The 16,487-nt window shown below is 60.9% G+C and carries 14 protein-coding genes; 12 read left to right on the top strand and 2 right to left on the bottom strand.

Annotated features, from left to right (window positions below):
- Positions 1-25 precede the first annotated feature (25 nt).
- From aroQ to F1529_RS05095, 11 genes are all read left to right on the top strand, one after another.
- Positions 26-466 (top strand): type II 3-dehydroquinate dehydratase, encoded by a 441-nt coding sequence (aroQ, locus tag F1529_RS05145; RefSeq protein WP_155132676.1) that lies wholly within the window; start codon positions 26-28, stop codon positions 464-466.
- Between the two features lie 2 nt (positions 467-468).
- Positions 469-930 (top strand): acetyl-CoA carboxylase biotin carboxyl carrier protein, encoded by a 462-nt coding sequence (accB, locus tag F1529_RS05140; RefSeq protein WP_007148313.1) that lies wholly within the window; start codon positions 469-471, stop codon positions 928-930.
- Positions 931-942: 12 nt separating this feature from the next.
- Complete coding sequence (gene accC, locus F1529_RS05135) at positions 943-2,289, top strand: acetyl-CoA carboxylase biotin carboxylase subunit (protein ID WP_155132673.1); 1,347 nt, start codon at positions 943-945, stop codon at positions 2,287-2,289.
- Between the two features lie 199 nt (positions 2,290-2,488).
- The gene (gene prmA / locus F1529_RS05130) at positions 2,489-3,370 is read left to right on the top strand and encodes a 50S ribosomal protein L11 methyltransferase (RefSeq protein ID WP_155132670.1); all 882 of its coding nucleotides are present in this window, start codon (positions 2,489-2,491) and stop codon (positions 3,368-3,370) included.
- Between the two features lie 168 nt (positions 3,371-3,538).
- A complete protein-coding gene (locus F1529_RS05125; RefSeq protein ID WP_155132667.1) occupies positions 3,539-4,741 on the top strand; it encodes a zinc-ribbon and DUF3426 domain-containing protein in 1,203 nt (400 codons plus the stop codon).
- A gap of 139 nt (positions 4,742-4,880) precedes the next feature.
- The gene (gene dusB, locus F1529_RS05120; protein ID WP_007149207.1) at positions 4,881-5,921 is read left to right on the top strand and encodes a tRNA dihydrouridine synthase DusB; all 1,041 of its coding nucleotides are present in this window, start codon (positions 4,881-4,883) and stop codon (positions 5,919-5,921) included.
- A gap of 44 nt (positions 5,922-5,965) precedes the next feature.
- A complete protein-coding gene (gene fis / locus F1529_RS05115; protein WP_007148571.1) occupies positions 5,966-6,250 on the top strand; it encodes a DNA-binding transcriptional regulator Fis in 285 nt (94 codons plus the stop codon).
- A 94-nt stretch (positions 6,251-6,344) separates the two neighbouring features.
- The gene (purH, locus tag F1529_RS05110) at positions 6,345-7,910 is read left to right on the top strand and encodes a bifunctional phosphoribosylaminoimidazolecarboxamide formyltransferase/IMP cyclohydrolase (protein WP_155132664.1); all 1,566 of its coding nucleotides are present in this window, start codon (positions 6,345-6,347) and stop codon (positions 7,908-7,910) included.
- Between the two features lie 93 nt (positions 7,911-8,003).
- Complete coding sequence (gene purD, locus F1529_RS05105) at positions 8,004-9,290, top strand: phosphoribosylamine--glycine ligase (RefSeq protein WP_039927260.1); 1,287 nt, start codon at positions 8,004-8,006, stop codon at positions 9,288-9,290.
- 70 nt (positions 9,291-9,360) lie between these two features.
- Positions 9,361-10,428 carry a cyclic nucleotide-binding domain-containing protein gene (locus F1529_RS05100; protein WP_039926332.1) on the top strand — a complete coding sequence of 356 codons (1,068 nt, stop codon included), beginning with the start codon at positions 9,361-9,363 and terminating at the stop codon, positions 10,426-10,428.
- Complete coding sequence (locus tag F1529_RS05095; protein ID WP_230457712.1) at positions 10,406-13,186, top strand: hybrid sensor histidine kinase/response regulator; 2,781 nt, start codon at positions 10,406-10,408, stop codon at positions 13,184-13,186. The genes F1529_RS05100 and F1529_RS05095 overlap by 23 nt, the downstream gene beginning before the upstream one ends.
- Here the strand turns inward: F1529_RS05095 and F1529_RS05090 are convergent.
- Complete coding sequence (locus F1529_RS05090) at positions 13,125-14,156, bottom strand: AraC family transcriptional regulator (RefSeq protein ID WP_370456961.1); 1,032 nt, start codon at positions 14,154-14,156, stop codon at positions 13,125-13,127. The genes F1529_RS05095 and F1529_RS05090 overlap by 62 nt on opposite strands.
- Complete coding sequence (locus F1529_RS05085; protein ID WP_155132658.1) at positions 14,143-15,624, bottom strand: AAA family ATPase; 1,482 nt, start codon at positions 15,622-15,624, stop codon at positions 14,143-14,145. The genes F1529_RS05090 and F1529_RS05085 overlap by 14 nt, the downstream gene beginning before the upstream one ends.
- A gap of 173 nt (positions 15,625-15,797) precedes the next feature.
- Here F1529_RS05085 and coq7 point away from each other — a divergent pair, with 173 nt between their 5' ends.
- A complete protein-coding gene (coq7, locus tag F1529_RS05080) occupies positions 15,798-16,457 on the top strand; it encodes a 2-polyprenyl-3-methyl-6-methoxy-1,4-benzoquinone monooxygenase (RefSeq protein WP_155132655.1) in 660 nt (219 codons plus the stop codon).
- Positions 16,458-16,487 lie beyond the last annotated feature (30 nt).

Genomic DNA, 16,487 nt, shown 5'->3' with positions numbered 1-16,487 from the left:
CGACAAATTCGCAAGGGGACCCGTTTTGGCTTCCATTCTGGTCTTACATGGCCCAAACCTGAATCTGCTCGGCACCCGCGAGCCGGACAAGTACGGTCACACCACCCTGGCGGATATCAACCAGCAACTGCAGGAACAGGCCAGCACGGCCGGCCATCACCTGCAGCATCTGCAAAGCAACGCGGAATACGAGCTGGTCGAACGCGTTCACGATGCCCGCACCGAGGGAATCGACTTCATCATCATCAACCCGGCGGCGTTCACCCACACCAGTGTGGCTCTGCGCGATGCCCTGCTGGCGGTGAACATTCCCTTTATCGAAGTGCATCTGTCCAACGTGCATGCCCGGGAAGCCTTCCGCCACCACTCTTATTTTTCCGATATTGCCAAGGGCGTTATCTGCGGTCTCGGTGCCACCGGCTATGCACTGGCACTCACCGCTGCTCTCGAACAACTGGATGACTGAACATGGATATTCGCAAAATCAAGAAACTGATTGAGCTGCTCGAAGAATCCGGCATTGAAGAGCTGGAAATCTGTGAAGGGGAAGAGTCCGTCCGCATCAGCCGCGGCTCACGCCACCCCGCAGCGCCGGCGCACTATTACGCCGCGCCACAGGCACCAGCGCCGGCGCAGGCACCTGCTCCGGCTCCCGCTGCCACCGAAGCCCCCGCGCCGGTAGACAACACGCCCAGCGGCCATCTGGTGCGCTCTCCCATGGTCGGCACCTTCTATCGCTCCCCGTCGCCGGGTGCGGCGGTTTTCGCAGAAGTCGGGCAGAAAGTGCAGGCTGGCGATGTGCTGTGCATCGTGGAAGCCATGAAGATGATGAACCAGATCGAGGCCGACAAATCCGGCACGCTGGATGCCATTCTGGTAGAAGACGGCGAGCCGGTTGAATTCGACCAGCCTCTGTTCTCCATCGTTTAACGGAGGCATCTCATGCTGGAAAAGGTCGTCATTGCCAACCGTGGCGAGATTGCTCTGCGCATCCTTCGCGCCTGCAAGGAGCTGGGCATCCGCACCGTGGCCGTTTACTCCAAGCCCGACCGGGACCTGATGCACGTGCGCCTGGCCGACGAAGCCGTGTGTATTGGCCCCGCGTCATCCACTGATTCTTACCTGAACATCCCCGCTCTGATCAGCGCAGCGGAAGTCACCGATGCCGACGGCATTCACCCCGGTTACGGCTTCCTGGCGGAAAACGCGGACTTTGCCGAAAGCGTGGAACGTTCCGGTTTCACCTTTATCGGCCCGAAGGCAGACACCATCCGCCTGATGGGCAACAAGGTGGCGGCCATCGAAGCCATGAAAAAAGCCGGCGTCCCCACCGTGCCCGGCTCGGATGGCCCCATCGGTGACGATGATGATGCTTCACTGGCCATGGCCGAACAGATTGGTTACCCGGTCATCATCAAGGCCGCCGCCGGTGGTGGTGGGCGCGGCATGCGCGTCGTGGAGGAAGCCAAACACCTGCTCAACGCCATCACCCTGACCCGCTCCGAAGCCAAGAACGCCTTCGGCGATGCCACCGTCTACATGGAAAAATTCCTGCAGAAACCGCGACATGTGGAAGTGCAGGTACTGGCTGACGGTGCTGGCCACGCGATCCATCTGGGTGACCGCGATTGCTCGCTGCAACGCCGCCATCAGAAAGTGGTGGAGGAAGCCCCGGCCCCCGGCATCCCACAGCACCTGAAAGACGAAGTGGCCCAGCGCTGCGTGGATGCCTGCAAAACCATCAACTACCGGGGCGCCGGCACGTTCGAATTCCTCTATGAAGACGAGCGCTTCTACTTCATCGAGATGAACACCCGGGTTCAGGTAGAGCATCCGGTGACCGAGATGGTCACCGGGGTGGATATCGTCAAAGAGCAGCTGCGCATTGCCGGCGGTGAAGGGCTGGCGCTGCAGCAAGCCGACGTGCAGTTCCAGGGCCATGCCATCGAAGTACGCGTGAACGCGGAAGATCCAGTCCGCTTCACCCCTTGCCCGGGGAAAATTTCCTACTTCCATGCGCCTGGCGGCAACGGCGTCCGGGTGGACTCCCACATCTACAGTGGCTACACCGTCCCCCCCTACTACGATTCCCTGATCGGCAAGCTGATCACCTGGGGGGAAAGCCGCGACATCGCCTTTGCGCGCATGAAAAACGCACTGGACGAAATCGTGGTAGAAGGCATCAAGACCAATATCGCTCTGCACCGCGACAAAATCTTCAAGGACAAGGCGTTCATTGAAGGCGGAGTGGATATTCACCACCTGGAGAAAAAGCTGGGCGATCAGTAAGCGCCTGCTCTTTCCTCTGCGCCACAGCAAAGGCCGCGCCCGCTAACCCGGCGCGGCCTTTGTTTTTCTGGCCCGGCAACGGCAAAAATCACCGCACCAGCGAACTGCCCAGCATAACGACAGGCAGCGCAGGACAGCAGAATCCGCTAGACTGCGGCCACTTTACGCCCGTACATCACAACGCCTTGCAGGAGTGTCCATGGCCTGGCTTCAGCTCCACCTTGCCACCACCGAACAACACGCCGATGCCTTTCAGGCTGCACTGGAAAACCTCGGCGCCGTGGCCGTGACCCTCACCGACGGCGCCGACCAGCCCGTGTTCGAACCGCCACCGGGCACCCGGCCGTTGTGGCAGAACACCGTGGTCAGCGCCCTGTTTGAGCAGGACCAGACTCCCGAGCTGATACTCGCCGCCCTCACCGCCCAGGGGCTGAATGCAGAAGCCAGCCACCACGAAACCCTGGAAGACCAGACCTGGGAGCGGGCCTGGATGGATGACTTCTCGCCCATGCAATTTGGTGAGCGCCTATGGATCATTCCCAGCTGGAGCGAGGCGCCAGACCCGCAAGCCGTCAACCTGAAGCTGGACCCAGGCCTTGCCTTCGGCACCGGCACCCACGAGACCACCTCGCTGTGCCTGCAATGGTTGGACGGCGCCGACCTGCACGGCAAAACCGTGCTCGATTTCGGCTGCGGCTCCGGGGTACTGGCCATCGCCGCGCTGCTACTCGGCGCCGGTGAGACCACCGGCACGGATATCGACCCCCAGGCGCTGATCGCCAGCGAAGACAATGCCCGTAATAATGGCGTGGCAGACTCGCTCACCCTGCACCTGCCGGAGCAGATGCCTGCGGATTACCAGTGCGACGTACTGGTCGCCAACATCCTGGCCGGACCGCTGGTGGAACTGTCCGGGCTTCTGGCCAGCTACTGTCGGCCCGGTGGCACCCTGGCCCTGTCCGGCATTTTGGCGGAGCAGGCGGAATCGGTCCGCACCGCCTATGCCCCCTGGTTTGATCTGACCCCCACCACCCAACAGGGTGACTGGGTGCGCATTGACGGGGTGCGCCGCGTCACCTGAATCCACAGATTCAGGGAAAACTGAGTGACAGGTCCTTGCGGCCTGTCCCGGTTTTTCTGTAAAACATACCTGACCCATCTGCACGCACTATAGGGATTCCGGGGTTGAGTGAAAGCCTGTCGCGTGCAGCATGTTGCATCTCGTCCAATAACAATTCAGGCGAAAGCCATGGCCACCCAATACAAGACCCGCTGCCCCCACTGTGCAGCCCAGTTCAAAATTACCGATGAACACCTGAAACAGGCACGCGGTGCGGTACGGTGTGGCTCCTGCCTGCAGATCTTCCAGGCCAATGATTACCTGGTTGATCCCCCCGCACCGCAGCAAGCCGCCCCGCAGGATCGCTGGGCCGGCGCGCTGGACGGCACCCACAGTGACGCAGCCTCTTCCGAGGACGAGCAGAAGTTTGGCGACGATGACGGCACCGACGCCGATGGCCTGAGCATTCAGGGCATGGAGTTAAGCGACTCGTTCATGAACCTGGATGCGGACGACCCCGCTAGTGGGCTGGGCGAAGACTTCGCCGACATGCATGGCGCCGGCCGGGCCAGCCACCATGAGAATGCCGACGAATCCTGGGCCGAAGCCCTGCTGCAGGAGCTGGAAGACGACGACCCCGCCGAAACCAGCCCGGGCAAAACAACCACGCTCGCTCCCGCCAGCCACTCAGCCCCTGAGCAGCCGGCAGTGCGCAAAACAACAGACTCACCAGCGCCAAAACAATCCCGACCGGCAGAGCCCGAAGACGACGATGACAGCCTGTTCGGTGGATTGGACCTGTTTGGCGACGACCTTTACGAAGAACCCGTCCCCATCGGCAAGCCAGTACGCGAACGTGACAACCATTTCCGCCAGCGCCGGGACTGGGGCGGCATGCTCAAGTGGACCTCGCTGTCGGTTATTGCCTTGGTCGTGCTGGTCGGCCAATACGCCTTCTTCAATTTCAATGACCTGGCCCGTAGCCCGCAATGGCGCCCCCTGTATCAGCAGGCCTGTGATGTACTCGGCTGCCACCTGCCCAGCCGCTCAGACATCACCCAGCTGCGCGGTGCCAATCTGGTGGTGCGCAGCCACCCGAATTACGCCAACGCCCTGATCGTGGATGCCATCCTGTTCAATGAAGCCAAGTACCCCCAGCCCTTCCCGGAACTGGAACTGAGCTTCAGCGCCCTCAACGGCGGCCCCGTGGCCAGCCGACGCTTCACCCCGCAGGAATACCTGCAAGGGGATCTGCTCGGCATGGAAACCATGCCCACGCGCACCCCGCTACATATCTCGCTGGAAATTGTGGACCCGGGCGACAAGGCGGTGAACTACAACCTGCGCCTGTTGCCGGCACCACAGCCACGCGATCAGGTCAGTCAGCGCTAAGCACGCCTCATACACTTCAATTCGCCTCATATAATGGGAATCGATAGGCAGCCCGTCAGCTCATGGCAGGCTGCCCTTTCATCCCGGGCCATCGATCTCTATCATTGTCTCCCCTTTTAGACACCCCAAGCCCGGCGCCATGCAGATCGGACCCTACAACCTGCCCAACTCCCTGATCCTGGCCCCCATGGCCGGCGTCACGGATCGCCCTTTCCGGCGTTTGTGCAGGGACCTGGGAGCCGGCCTGCTGGTGTCGGAAATGGTGACCTCGGACACCCGTCTGTGGAACTCTCGAAAGTCTCGCCAACGGCTGGATCACAGCGGCGAACCGGGCCCCATTTCTGTACAGATTGCCGGCGGTGAGCCGACCATGCTGGCAGAAGCGGCCCGCGCCAACGTGGACCACGGCGCCCAGATTATTGATATCAATATGGGCTGCCCGGCGAAAAAAGTGTGCAAACGCGCCGCAGGGTCCGCCCTGCTGGCCGACCCGGATCTGGTCAGCCGCATCCTGGATGCGGTGGTCAATGCGGTGGATGTCCCCGTCACCCTGAAAATCCGTACCGGCCCCGACCGCGATCAGCGCAATGCCCTCGCCATTGCCCGCATCGCCGAAGCCGCCGGTATCCAGGCCCTCGCCATTCACGGGCGCACCCGCGCCGACAAGTTCAACGGAGACGCCGAATACACCACCATCAAACAGGTTGTGGACGCGGTGAATATTCCGGTAATGGCTAACGGAGACGTGGATAGCCCGGAAAAAGCTAAACGGGTACTGGAATCCACCGGCGCCGGTGGTATCATGATCGGCCGCGCTGCTCAGGGTAACCCGTGGATCTTCCGGGACACCCTGTATTACCTCGAGCACGGCTCGCTGCCCGCAGCGCCGTTAGTAACGGAAGTCCATGACTGCGTGCAGCAGCACCTGTCCGAACTGCATCATTTTTATGGTGAGTTCATGGGGGTGCGTATCGCACGCAAGCACTTGGGCTGGTACACACAGAACCTGCCCGATGGGGAAGACTTCCGGCGCGGGTTTAACACACTGGAAAATGCCACCGACCAATGCGTGGCAATCGAGCAGTTTTTCCAACAGATCAGCGCCACTACCGACCGGGTTCGTTTCGGTCGTTATGGCGAGGTGTCTGCCCGGAAGAAAAACGGAGCCCTGGCCGCATGACCCTTTCTTCAGTTAACACAGCCGCTGCACGGACACTTACTGAAATGAACACCGCTGAAGCACGAAAGCAGCCGCATCTCACTATTGCGCGCAGTGAAACCCACGATACCTTGCGCAATTGTGTGCGACGTTCGTTAAACGATTATTTCAACCAGCTGGACGGCGAAGCCGTGAGCGAGCTCTACCCGATGGTACTGGCTGAGATGGAAATCCCCCTGCTTGAGAAAGTGCTCGAGTACACCCGTGGTAACCAGACCAAAGCCGCCGAGCTGCTGGGCCTGAACCGCGGCACCTTGCGCAAGAAACTCAAGCAGTACGGCCTGTTGTAATACAGACCGGTGATACCAAGGGCAGTGACCACACTGCCCTTTTTTTGTTTCTAGCCCTCGTATTAATTAAGACTACGCAACTTGGTGAAACCCCATGAGCAATGTTGAACGTGCACTGATCAGTGTTTCCGATAAAACCGGTATCGTCGAATTCGCCCAGGCCCTGGCCGACAAGGGCGTAGAACTGCTTTCTACAGGCGGGACCTTCAAGAAACTGCAGGAGGCCGGCATCGCCGTACGCGAAGTCTCCGACTACACCGGTTTCCCGGAAATGATGGCCGGCCGGGTGAAAACCCTGCATCCGAAAGTGCACGGCGGCATCCTTGGCCGTCGCGGTCAGGACGAACAGGTCATGGCCGACAACGATATCAGCCGCATCGACCTGGTGGTGGTTAACCTGTACCCGTTCGAAGCCACCGTTGCCAACCCGGATTGCTCCCTGGAAGACGCCATCGAGAACATCGATATCGGTGGCCCGACCATGGTGCGTTCAGCAGCCAAGAACAATGCCAGCGTGGGAATCGTCACCAACTCCAGCGACTACCAGCGGGTACTCGACGACATGGCGGCCCATAACGGCGCCCTGTCCGACACCCTGCGTTTCGATCTGGCCATCAAGGCGTTCGAGCACACCGCCGCCTACGACAGCGCCATTGCCAACTACTTTGGCAAGAAAGTTGGCGAGAACAATCAGGACTTCCCGCGCACCATTAACCTGAACTTCGAAAAAACCCAGAACATGCGTTACGGCGAGAACCCGCACCAGAAAGCGGCTTTCTACACCGAGCGCAACCCGGCCCCGGCATCCATCGCCACCGCGAAACAGCTGCAGGGCAAGGAACTAAGCTACAACAACATTGCGGATACCGACGCCGCACTGGAATGCGTAAAAGGCTTCACCAAGCCGGCCTGCGTGATCGTCAAGCACGCCAACCCCTGTGGTGTGGCGGTCAGCCTGGATGGCATTACCACCGCCTATGATCTGGCCTTCGCCACCGATACCGAATCGGCTTTCGGCGGCATCATCGCCTTCAACCGCAAACTGGATGCCGCCACCGCCCAGGCCATCGTCGATCGCCAGTTTGTCGAAGTGATTATCGCTCCCAGCGCCACAGAAGAAGCCCTGGCCATCACCGCCGCCAAGAAGAATGTGCGGGTACTGGTATGTGGAGAAATGGAGGGTGTAGAGGCTTCCGGACTGGACTACAAACGTGTCAACGGCGGCCTGCTGGTGCAGGACCGTGACCTCGGCATGATCACCGAAGGCGAGCTGAAAGTGGTCACCAAGCGTGCCCCCACCGAAGCGGAAATGCACGACCTGATCTTCGCCTGGAAAGTGGCCAAGTTCGTCAAATCCAATGCCATCGTCTACGCCAAAAACCGCCAGACGGTAGGCGTGGGCGCCGGCCAGATGAGCCGCGTCAACTCCGCGCGCATCGCCGCCATCAAGGCCGAGCACGCCGGTCTGCAGGTGGAAGGCTCGGTGATGGCATCCGATGCCTTCTTCCCCTTCCGTGACGGCATCGACAACGCCGCCAAGGTGGGCATCAGCTGTGTGATCCAGCCGGGCGGCTCGATCCGCGACGAAGAAGTCATCGCCGCCGCCGACGAAGCCGGCATGGCCATGGTCTTCACCGGCATGCGTCATTTCAGGCACTAACGCTTACACGTCGGCACGCTACACGCACCACGCTTTTTGCGTGCCAGCGTGAAGCGTGGTGCGTGCATGCACTCGAACGGAGTGAGAGAAATCATGAAGGTACTCATCATCGGCGGCGGTGGCCGCGAGCATGCGCTGGCTTGGAAAGTGGCGCAGGCAGAACAGGTTGAGACGGTTTTCGTGGCTCCCGGCAATGCCGGTACCGCCCGCGAAGCCAAGCTGGAAAACGTGGCCATCGATGTACTGGATCAGCCAGCCCTGCTGGCCTTTGCCCAGGACAACAGCATCGACCTGACCATCGTCGGCCCGGAAGCGCCACTGGTGGAAGGGCTGGTGGATACCTTCCAGGAAAACGGCCTGAAGTGCTTTGGCCCCAGCAAGGCGGCCGCGCAGCTGGAAGGCTCCAAGGCCTTCACCAAGGACTTTCTGGCCCGCCAGAATATTCCCACCGGTGCCTACGGCAACTTCACAGACATGGACGAAGCGCTGACTTACGTCCGTGAGCAGGGTGCTCCCATCGTCATCAAGGCCGACGGCCTGGCCGCCGGTAAAGGCGTGATCGTCGCCATGACCCTGCAGGAAGCCGAAGACGCCGTGCGTGACATGCTCGACGGCAACAAGTTTGGCGATGCCGGTCACCGGGTGGTGGTGGAAGAGTTTCTGGAAGGCGAAGAAGCCAGCTTTATCGTCATGGTGGATGGCAAGAATGTGCTGCCCATGGCCACCAGCCAGGACCACAAGCGCGTCGGCGATGGCGATACCGGCCCCAACACCGGCGGCATGGGTGCCTACTCCCCGGCCCCGGTGGTCACCGATGCGGTCTACCAGCGCATCATGGACGAGGTCATAACCCCCACCGTGGAAGGCATGGCCGCTGAAGGCATGCCCTACACCGGCTTCCTGTACGCGGGCCTGATGATCAGCCCGCAGGGCGCCCCCAAGGTGATCGAGTACAACTGCCGCTTCGGCGACCCGGAAACCCAGCCGATCCTGATGCGTCTGCAATCCGACCTGGCCGGGCTGTGCCTCGCCGCGCTGGACGGCAAACTGGACCAGACCGACATCCAGTGGGACCCGCGCCCCACCCTCGGTGTGGTCATGGCCGCTGGCGGCTACCCGGACAGCTACAACAAGGGTGACGTGATCGACGGGCTGGACCAGGCCGATTCCGATACGGTGAAAGTCTTCCACGCGGGCACCGCCGAAAAAGACGGCCAGGTGGTCACCAGTGGTGGCCGGGTCCTGTGTGTCACCGGCGTCGGCGACACCGTGGGCGAAGCCCAGGCCAACGCCTATGAGGGTGTGAAGCAGATCACATGGCGCGACGCCCAATACCGTTCCGACATCGGCTACCGTGCAGTGGCCCGCGAAAAAGCATAAAGTACAGGCAACTAAGAATTAAAGGTGAGTCGGACCCGGCTCACCCACCAACACACCTTCGGGGGTTGCCATGTCGAATCAAACGGCGGATATGTCACGTCTTGAGGATTTCATTCCTTTTGACTGCCTCAGCGAATCCCATCGCAATGAAATCCAGGGCCAGATCGAAGTCATCAAGATCGGCCCCGGTCGACTCCTGTTCAAGCGCGGTCAAAGCAGCGACAAGGCCTACTTTCTGGTCGAAGGCTCACTGGATCTCACCGACGCCAGTTTTCAGGTGCGCCATTTCACCGCTGACGACGATGAAAACTACCTGGCCATCGACAACTACGCCGAACACACCATCAACGCCATTACCGCCGAAACGACCACGCTCTACGCCATCGACCGCAACAAGCTGGACCTGCTGATGACCTGGACCCAGGCCGCCGAGTCCATGCTTGACGAAGACGACGATGAAAATGAGCGGGACTGGATGGACGCGCTGCTTTCCTCGGAACTGTTCTCCGCAGTGCCCCCGGCCATGATTCACAGCCTGTTCGTGAAATTCGAAGAACGCGAAGTCCAGCTCGGCGAAACCATTGTCACCGAAGGCGAAGACGGCGACACCCTGTTCGTGATCAAACAGGGCAAGGCCATGGTCACCCGCGTCAAGGGCGCCAAGCAGGAAACCCTGGCCGCCCTTTCCGCCGGCCGTTTTTTCGGCGAAGACGCCCTGATCAGCGACAGCCCCCGCAACGCCACAATCACCATGACCAGCGATGGCGTGCTGATGTGCCTGGGTAAAAATGACTTTCAGGCGATCCTGCAGGACTCGGTCATTCGCCACGTCACGGAAGATGAGCTGGACACCATGGTGCTGGAAGCCGACACTGCCTGCATCCTGGTGGATGTGCGCCTGCCCATGGAATTTCGCCATGACCGCACCCCCGGTGCTCGCAACCTGCCGCTCAATGAATTACGCCGTGAAGTCCAAAACCTCGAGAAGGATTTTTTCTACGTGGTATGCGGTGACGGTCGACGTAGTGAGCTTGGAGCCTATATCCTCTCCGAAGCAGGCTTGAACGCCTATGTGCTTGACCGGGGAAAACCGACGGATGCAAAAGAAGAATCCCATGCTGAGGCTGAACAGGCCTGACTCTCTATTCTTTCTTCTGGTGCTGGCCCTGTGCGCCAGCGCCAATGCGGTCTTCGCAGACGTCCCGCCGCCCTTCGTCGTCCATAGCCAGCCCGACCAGGCACGCATCACCATCTATTCCGAATATTACCGTGACGCCTCCGGCGACGCGGATATTGGCACCATCAGCCAACCCCCTGTTACCGGGCATTTCCAACCCGCCACACGCTATGTCGAACGGTTGGGGATTCGCGACGGCGCCTGGTGGGTACGCGTCGCCCTGCAAAACGAGCTGAGCAATAAACAGGACTACGCACTGGTCCTCAAAGGCAACCCCAATGCCCGCGTATTCTTGCCCGGCGCCGATGGTCATTACACCCAGGCGAGCCAGGAGCAACGCATACCCGGCCGGGAGGCCAGCTACCGGCTACACCTGCCCACCGGTGAACCACAGCTAATTTACCTGCAGCTCCAGCCCCAGGGGTATCTCACTTACGGCCTGACCCTGAACGGCATCAACGCCCAGGTGGCACAACAGAGCCACACCAACGCCGTGTACATGCTGCTCGCCGGTGCCTTGCTGATTCTCGCCATCTACAACCTGATCGCCGGCGCCATGCGGGGCGGGAGCACCTACTTCTACCATTGCGGCTTTATTCTCTCCATTCTGGTCATCAGCCTGGTGCTGGCCGGTTATCTTCCCCTGTCGCTCACCGAGAACAGCACCGTCCAGCCCCGCACCCTGTTCGTGATGATGATGATCGCGCTGTTTTCCGCCACCGGGGTGGCGCGCTCCTTTTTCGATCTTTCCATCAAGGCCCCCCTTCTGCACCGCATTACGCTAATGCTCAAGTGGGGCGCGCTCGCCATCATTCCCCTGACTCTCGCACTCCCCATTGCCCTGGCCGCCAGCCTCAGCTTTGCCACCGTCAGCCTGGCCGCATTTATCCTGCTGATTCTGGGCTACACCAGCTGGCACCGGGAGCTGAATGGCGGCGGGCTGTTTTTCCTGACCACCCTGCTGGTCAGTGGCCCTGCCCTGCTGGTTTGCCTGGCCTACCTGGGGATCCTGCAAACCAGCGCGGAACTGCCCCAGTGGCTGCTGGCGACCACCGCACTGGAAGCGGTCACCCTGGGGGTGGGCCTGCGCGTCAGCCATCGCCACCAGGCGCTCCTGCATATCGAGCAACAACGCTCCCAGGCCGTGGCGGAAACCGTGGATGCCACACGCCGGGAAACCCTGTCCCGGATCGGCCATGATGTGCGCACCCCGCTCAGCGGCATCCTCGGCATGGCGGAGATCCTTGCCGACACCCCGCTGACCCCGAACCAGCGTGAGTGCGTCGGTGCCATTCAGAACGCCGGCGACAATCTGCTGCGCATCATCAACGATGTCCTGGAGCACTCGCAGCTCTCCACCCGCGGCACCGACATCAACCACAGCGCACTGGATATTCATGACCTGGTCATGGAAGCCGTTGATCTGTTCAAGGAACGGGCAGAAGAAAAGCAGATAGAACTGATCACCCATGTGCACACCAATGTGCCGGGCCGGGTGGTCGGCGATGCCGGCCGCCTGCGTCAGATTCTTACCAACCTGACGGGCGCCCTGATTCGCCATGGCCACCCCGGCGAAATGGTGGTGGACGTTTCCATGGAACCCACCGGGCAGGCCGACCGCGTTCGGTTTGGTTTCACCGGCAGCGCCATGAACGAGGAAACCCTCAAGCGCTTGCGGGACAACCAGAAGCAGAACGAAAGCAGCCACCTGAGCCTGGCCATTGCCGAACAATTGGTGGAAGCTCTGGGCGGGCGCATGGGCACCTTGCAGGATCACAAGGATGTGCACTACTGGTTCGTGGTGCCGCTACCGGCCGAAGATGCCCCCGCGCCAAGCTCCAACGTGGACACAACCGCTCTCTCCGGACGCAGCCTGTTGGTGGTGGACGACTCCAGCACCGTGACCCGGGTATTGCGCCACCACGCCCTCTCGTGGGGTATGCGTGTCACCGCCTGCCACGATCCACGCGAGGCCCTGGCGTCCCTGCGCACCCAGGCCAATATCAACGAGCCTTACGATATCGTTGTCCTCGATCACCACATGCCCGGCATGGACGGCATGCAGCTGGCTGCCCGCATCCATGAAGACCCGGTCATCGTGCACCCCACGGTGCTCGTCATGCTCACCGGCATCAACAATGCACCCACCGCCACCCAGGCCCGCAACGTGGGCATTCACCGTGTGCTGTCCAAGCCGGTCTCCGCGCCGCGGCTGCGCCAGGCACTGGCAGAAGAATTAGGCCTGGGGCATCCGTCGGTGCCAGAACACAGCAAACCACAACACCAGCCGGACCCGGGCCTGAAACTGCTGGTGGCGGAAGACCATTACCTGAGCCAGAAGGTGATTCGCGGCATGCTGGGCAAATTGGGCCTGAAGGCGGATATCGCCTCCAACGGCAAGGAAGCGCTGGAACTGGCCAGCAACACGCGCTACGACCTGATCCTGATGGATTGCGAAATGCCGGAAATGGATGGCTTTGAGGCCACCCGGATGATCCGGGCACAGGAGCAGAAACAGGGTCTGCCAGCGGTGCCCATCGTGGCCCTGACGGCCCATATCCTGCGTGAGCACAAGGACCGCAGCCTGGCGGCGGGCATGAACGCCCACCTGCCCAAACCGGTGGAACTGAATGTGCTGCGTGAAACGCTGGTGCGCTTTACCCGCCCCGACGCCACTGATTCGGACTCATGGATCGCCAACGACGAAAAGCGCGACTGAACGAACTGGACTCGGCAAACCCCAGCAGCAACGCAATATCCGTCAGCGACAAGGCCGGGTCTTGCAGGTACAACTCAGCCAGTCGCTGGCGCAGCCCGTCAACAATATCCTGAAACCGCACCCCACGACTGAGCAAACGACTGCTCAGGGTGCGCGATGGCATGCCCAGCTCCGCGGCCACAGCCTCCAGGCCCGGCTCCCCCTCAGTCAACAGACGGTAGATTTCGGATCTGACAACACTGACCAGGTTGGTGCTGCCTTGAAAATCCGCCAGCAATTCCCGCGCCTCGCGCTCCATCATCACCGCCAGCCCCGGGTCTGCCGTATTCAATGGCTGCTGCAATAATCTCGCATCCAGCACCACACCATCGAATGCAGCCGAGAACTGTACCGGTGCCTGAAAATAATCCGCGTAACGCTCAGGCTCGACTGGCACAGGGTGCCGAAAACAAACAGCCAGAGGCGCCAGGCCGGCCGGCAATAGCGGGCGCATGAACGCCACCCATCCGGTAATCGCCGCCTCCACCAGAAACCGGGCCGGCTCGCCGGTCAGCGGGCATTGCCAACGCAGGATCACCTGTTCATTTTCGTGGCTCAGGCGGGTCTGCCCCAACTTGCCAGACAGGCTTTCGAAGCGCACCAACCGATCAATGGCCTGCCCCAGATCCCGGCTGGCCAACACCACATACCCGAGCACCTGATAGGAGCGAGGCTTCACCCTTTTGCCCGTCTCGAACCCCAGGCCCGCATCCCCGCAGGCATCAAGAATCACCAGAAACAGGCGCAATACATCCACCAGCGGCAGCAACTGATCCGGCTGTTTAAGCTGGTGCTCATCCAGCCCCGCCCGCGTAAGGATATCCTCCTCGTCCAGGCCATAATGGGCCAGCAGCGCAGGCAAAACCGCCGCCACATAAGCAGCAGACAGGCTCTGGTCCGACCCCGCCAACCGGGGATCAAGCACCGGCACTGACCGCCCGCCCCTGGCACCATTGCCGTAACCGCGCCAGTGATTCCGCCATGGTCACCGACAGCGGCACGGTCGCCGCCAGCTCGGCCTCCAACAAGGCCTGATCCAGTGGCTGATCCCCGGCCCCGGCGCTATACAACCCGGCCACCACTGCCTGCTCGATCTCAGCGCCGGTAAAGCCATCGCTGTGCTCCGCCAGACGAGCCAGATCAAACGCTGATACGGTTTGTCCGCGCTTTTCCAGATGGATCCGGAAGATCACTTCCCGCACCTCACTGGACGGCAAATCCACAAAGAAGATCTCGTCCAGACGCCCCTTGCGGATCAATTCCGGGGGCAACCGTTCAATATCGTTGGCGGTGGCGACCATAAACACCTGACTGCGGTTTTCCGCCATCCAGGTCAACAACGTGCCAAGCACCCGGCGGGAAGTACCACCATCGTTATCGCCCACCGCAATCCCTTTCTCGATTTCATCGATCCACAGCACACAGGGCGACATGGTTTCCGCCATGGCCAACGCCTCGCGCACATTGCGCTCGGATTCCCCGAAGAATTTGTTGTAGATAGCGCCCATATCCAGGCGCAGCAACGGCAACCCCCAAAGCCCGGCCACCGATTTGGCCGCCAGGCTTTTACCGCCGCCCTGTACGCCCACCAGCATCACCCCACGGGGCGAGTCGATACCTTCCCCCTGATTTCCATGGAAGGCACTTTCACGCTTGCCCAGCCAGTCTTTCAGCCCCTGCAACCCGCCCACATTCGCGAAGCTGTCAGTGTCGTATTCGTAGCTCAGTACGCCGTCCATTTCCATCAATGCAAACTTGGCCTTGTTCACTTCCGGCAGGTCCGCCTCGGTGATGGCGCCATCGTGGATAATCGCCCCACGGGCCAGCTTGCGGGCATCTTCCACGCTCAAGCCACGCAGGTTGCGCACCAGCCGGTCCAGCGATGCCCGGTCCGCGCGCACCCGTTCGCCCCGCTCTTGCTTGAAACGGCGCGCCTCATCCTGAACGATGTGTTCCAGCTGTTTTTCATCGGGCATGGACAAGCTGAACCGGGTGCAATAACGGCGCAGTTCCGCTGGAATGGTTAACTCATGGCTGATCAACACCAGGGTGTGATGCAAGCGCTCATGGTGCAGGGCGATTTCCTTGAGCAAGCGCACATGCTTCGGCTCTCCATCCAGATAAGGATGCAGGTCACACAACGCATAGATCCCCGGCTCATTGGTGCCGCGAATCTGCCCCAGCATGGCATCCGGCTCGATGGTGTGTTTCTGGCTGGGACTCTCTTCCAGCTCCAGCCTGCGCAGACCATCCACTGCGTTCCAGCCGAACACCGGTCGCCCCTCTCGCATCCCCAGACGGCGAATCAGATCCAGCGCCCGCAGCTCCTCCCAGGTTTCAATCACCACAATGGGGTAGCGGGATTCGAGCAGCATTTTCAGGTCGTTAAGATCACTCATGGCAAAGCAACACGCCGCACGCAGCAGGCTTCACGCGGGGCGACAGTTTCCTTGTTAGTATGTTTGGCAGAATCGAGGGTGATTCAATTAAAGCGTTCTTAGGCTACACTAAGAGCCCCTTACTTTTCACTCGGCAAGCCTGTTGCCCGCTTGCCCGCCAGCGATCCTTTGCCATGACTCAACGCCGACTATCGCCTCTGGACAAACTACTCGCCCGTGCTGACAACGCCCTGCGTACCCTTACCCCGGGCACCATCCAGGCGGAGCGGACTCCCGCCCACGCGTCCCCGGCACCCGATGCCCCGGACGCCGGCAGCCTGCCCAGTGACAAGCGCCGCCATGTGCTGGGGCTGATGCGTATTAACCATACCGGTGAAGTGTGCGCCCAGGCGCTGTATCAAGGGCAGGCAAGCACCGCCAGCCTGCCGCATATTCGCCACGCCATGGAAGAGTCCGCCCGGGAAGAGGAAGACCATCTGGCCTGGTGTGAGGAGCGCATTCAGGAACTGGGCGGCGTGCCCAGCAAACTTAATCCGCTGTTCTACGCCATGAGCTATGCAGTGGGTGCCACCGCCGGCCTGATCGGCGACCGCTGGAGCCTGGGCTTTGTGACGGAAACGGAAAATCAGGTGGTCAAACACCTGGAATCCCATCTCTATCAGATACCGGAAAGCGACCTGCGCACCCGCGCCATTCTTGAGCAGATGAAGAGCGACGAGCTCAAACATGCCGTCACCGCCAAAGACGCCGGCGGCGCTGACCTGCCTCCCCCCGTGCGCCACGCCATGACGCTGATGAGCAAGGTGATGACGTTCACAACCTACAGAATTTGAATTAATAATGAATAGTTAATAACGTCGCGA

Origin of the sequence: Alcanivorax sp. VBW004 (assembly GCF_009718865.1) — a bacterium.
GTDB lineage: Bacteria > Pseudomonadota > Gammaproteobacteria > Pseudomonadales > Alcanivoracaceae > Alcanivorax.
The sequence above is the reverse complement of the archived record's forward strand: the minus strand, read 5'-3'. Positions and strand labels throughout refer to the sequence as shown.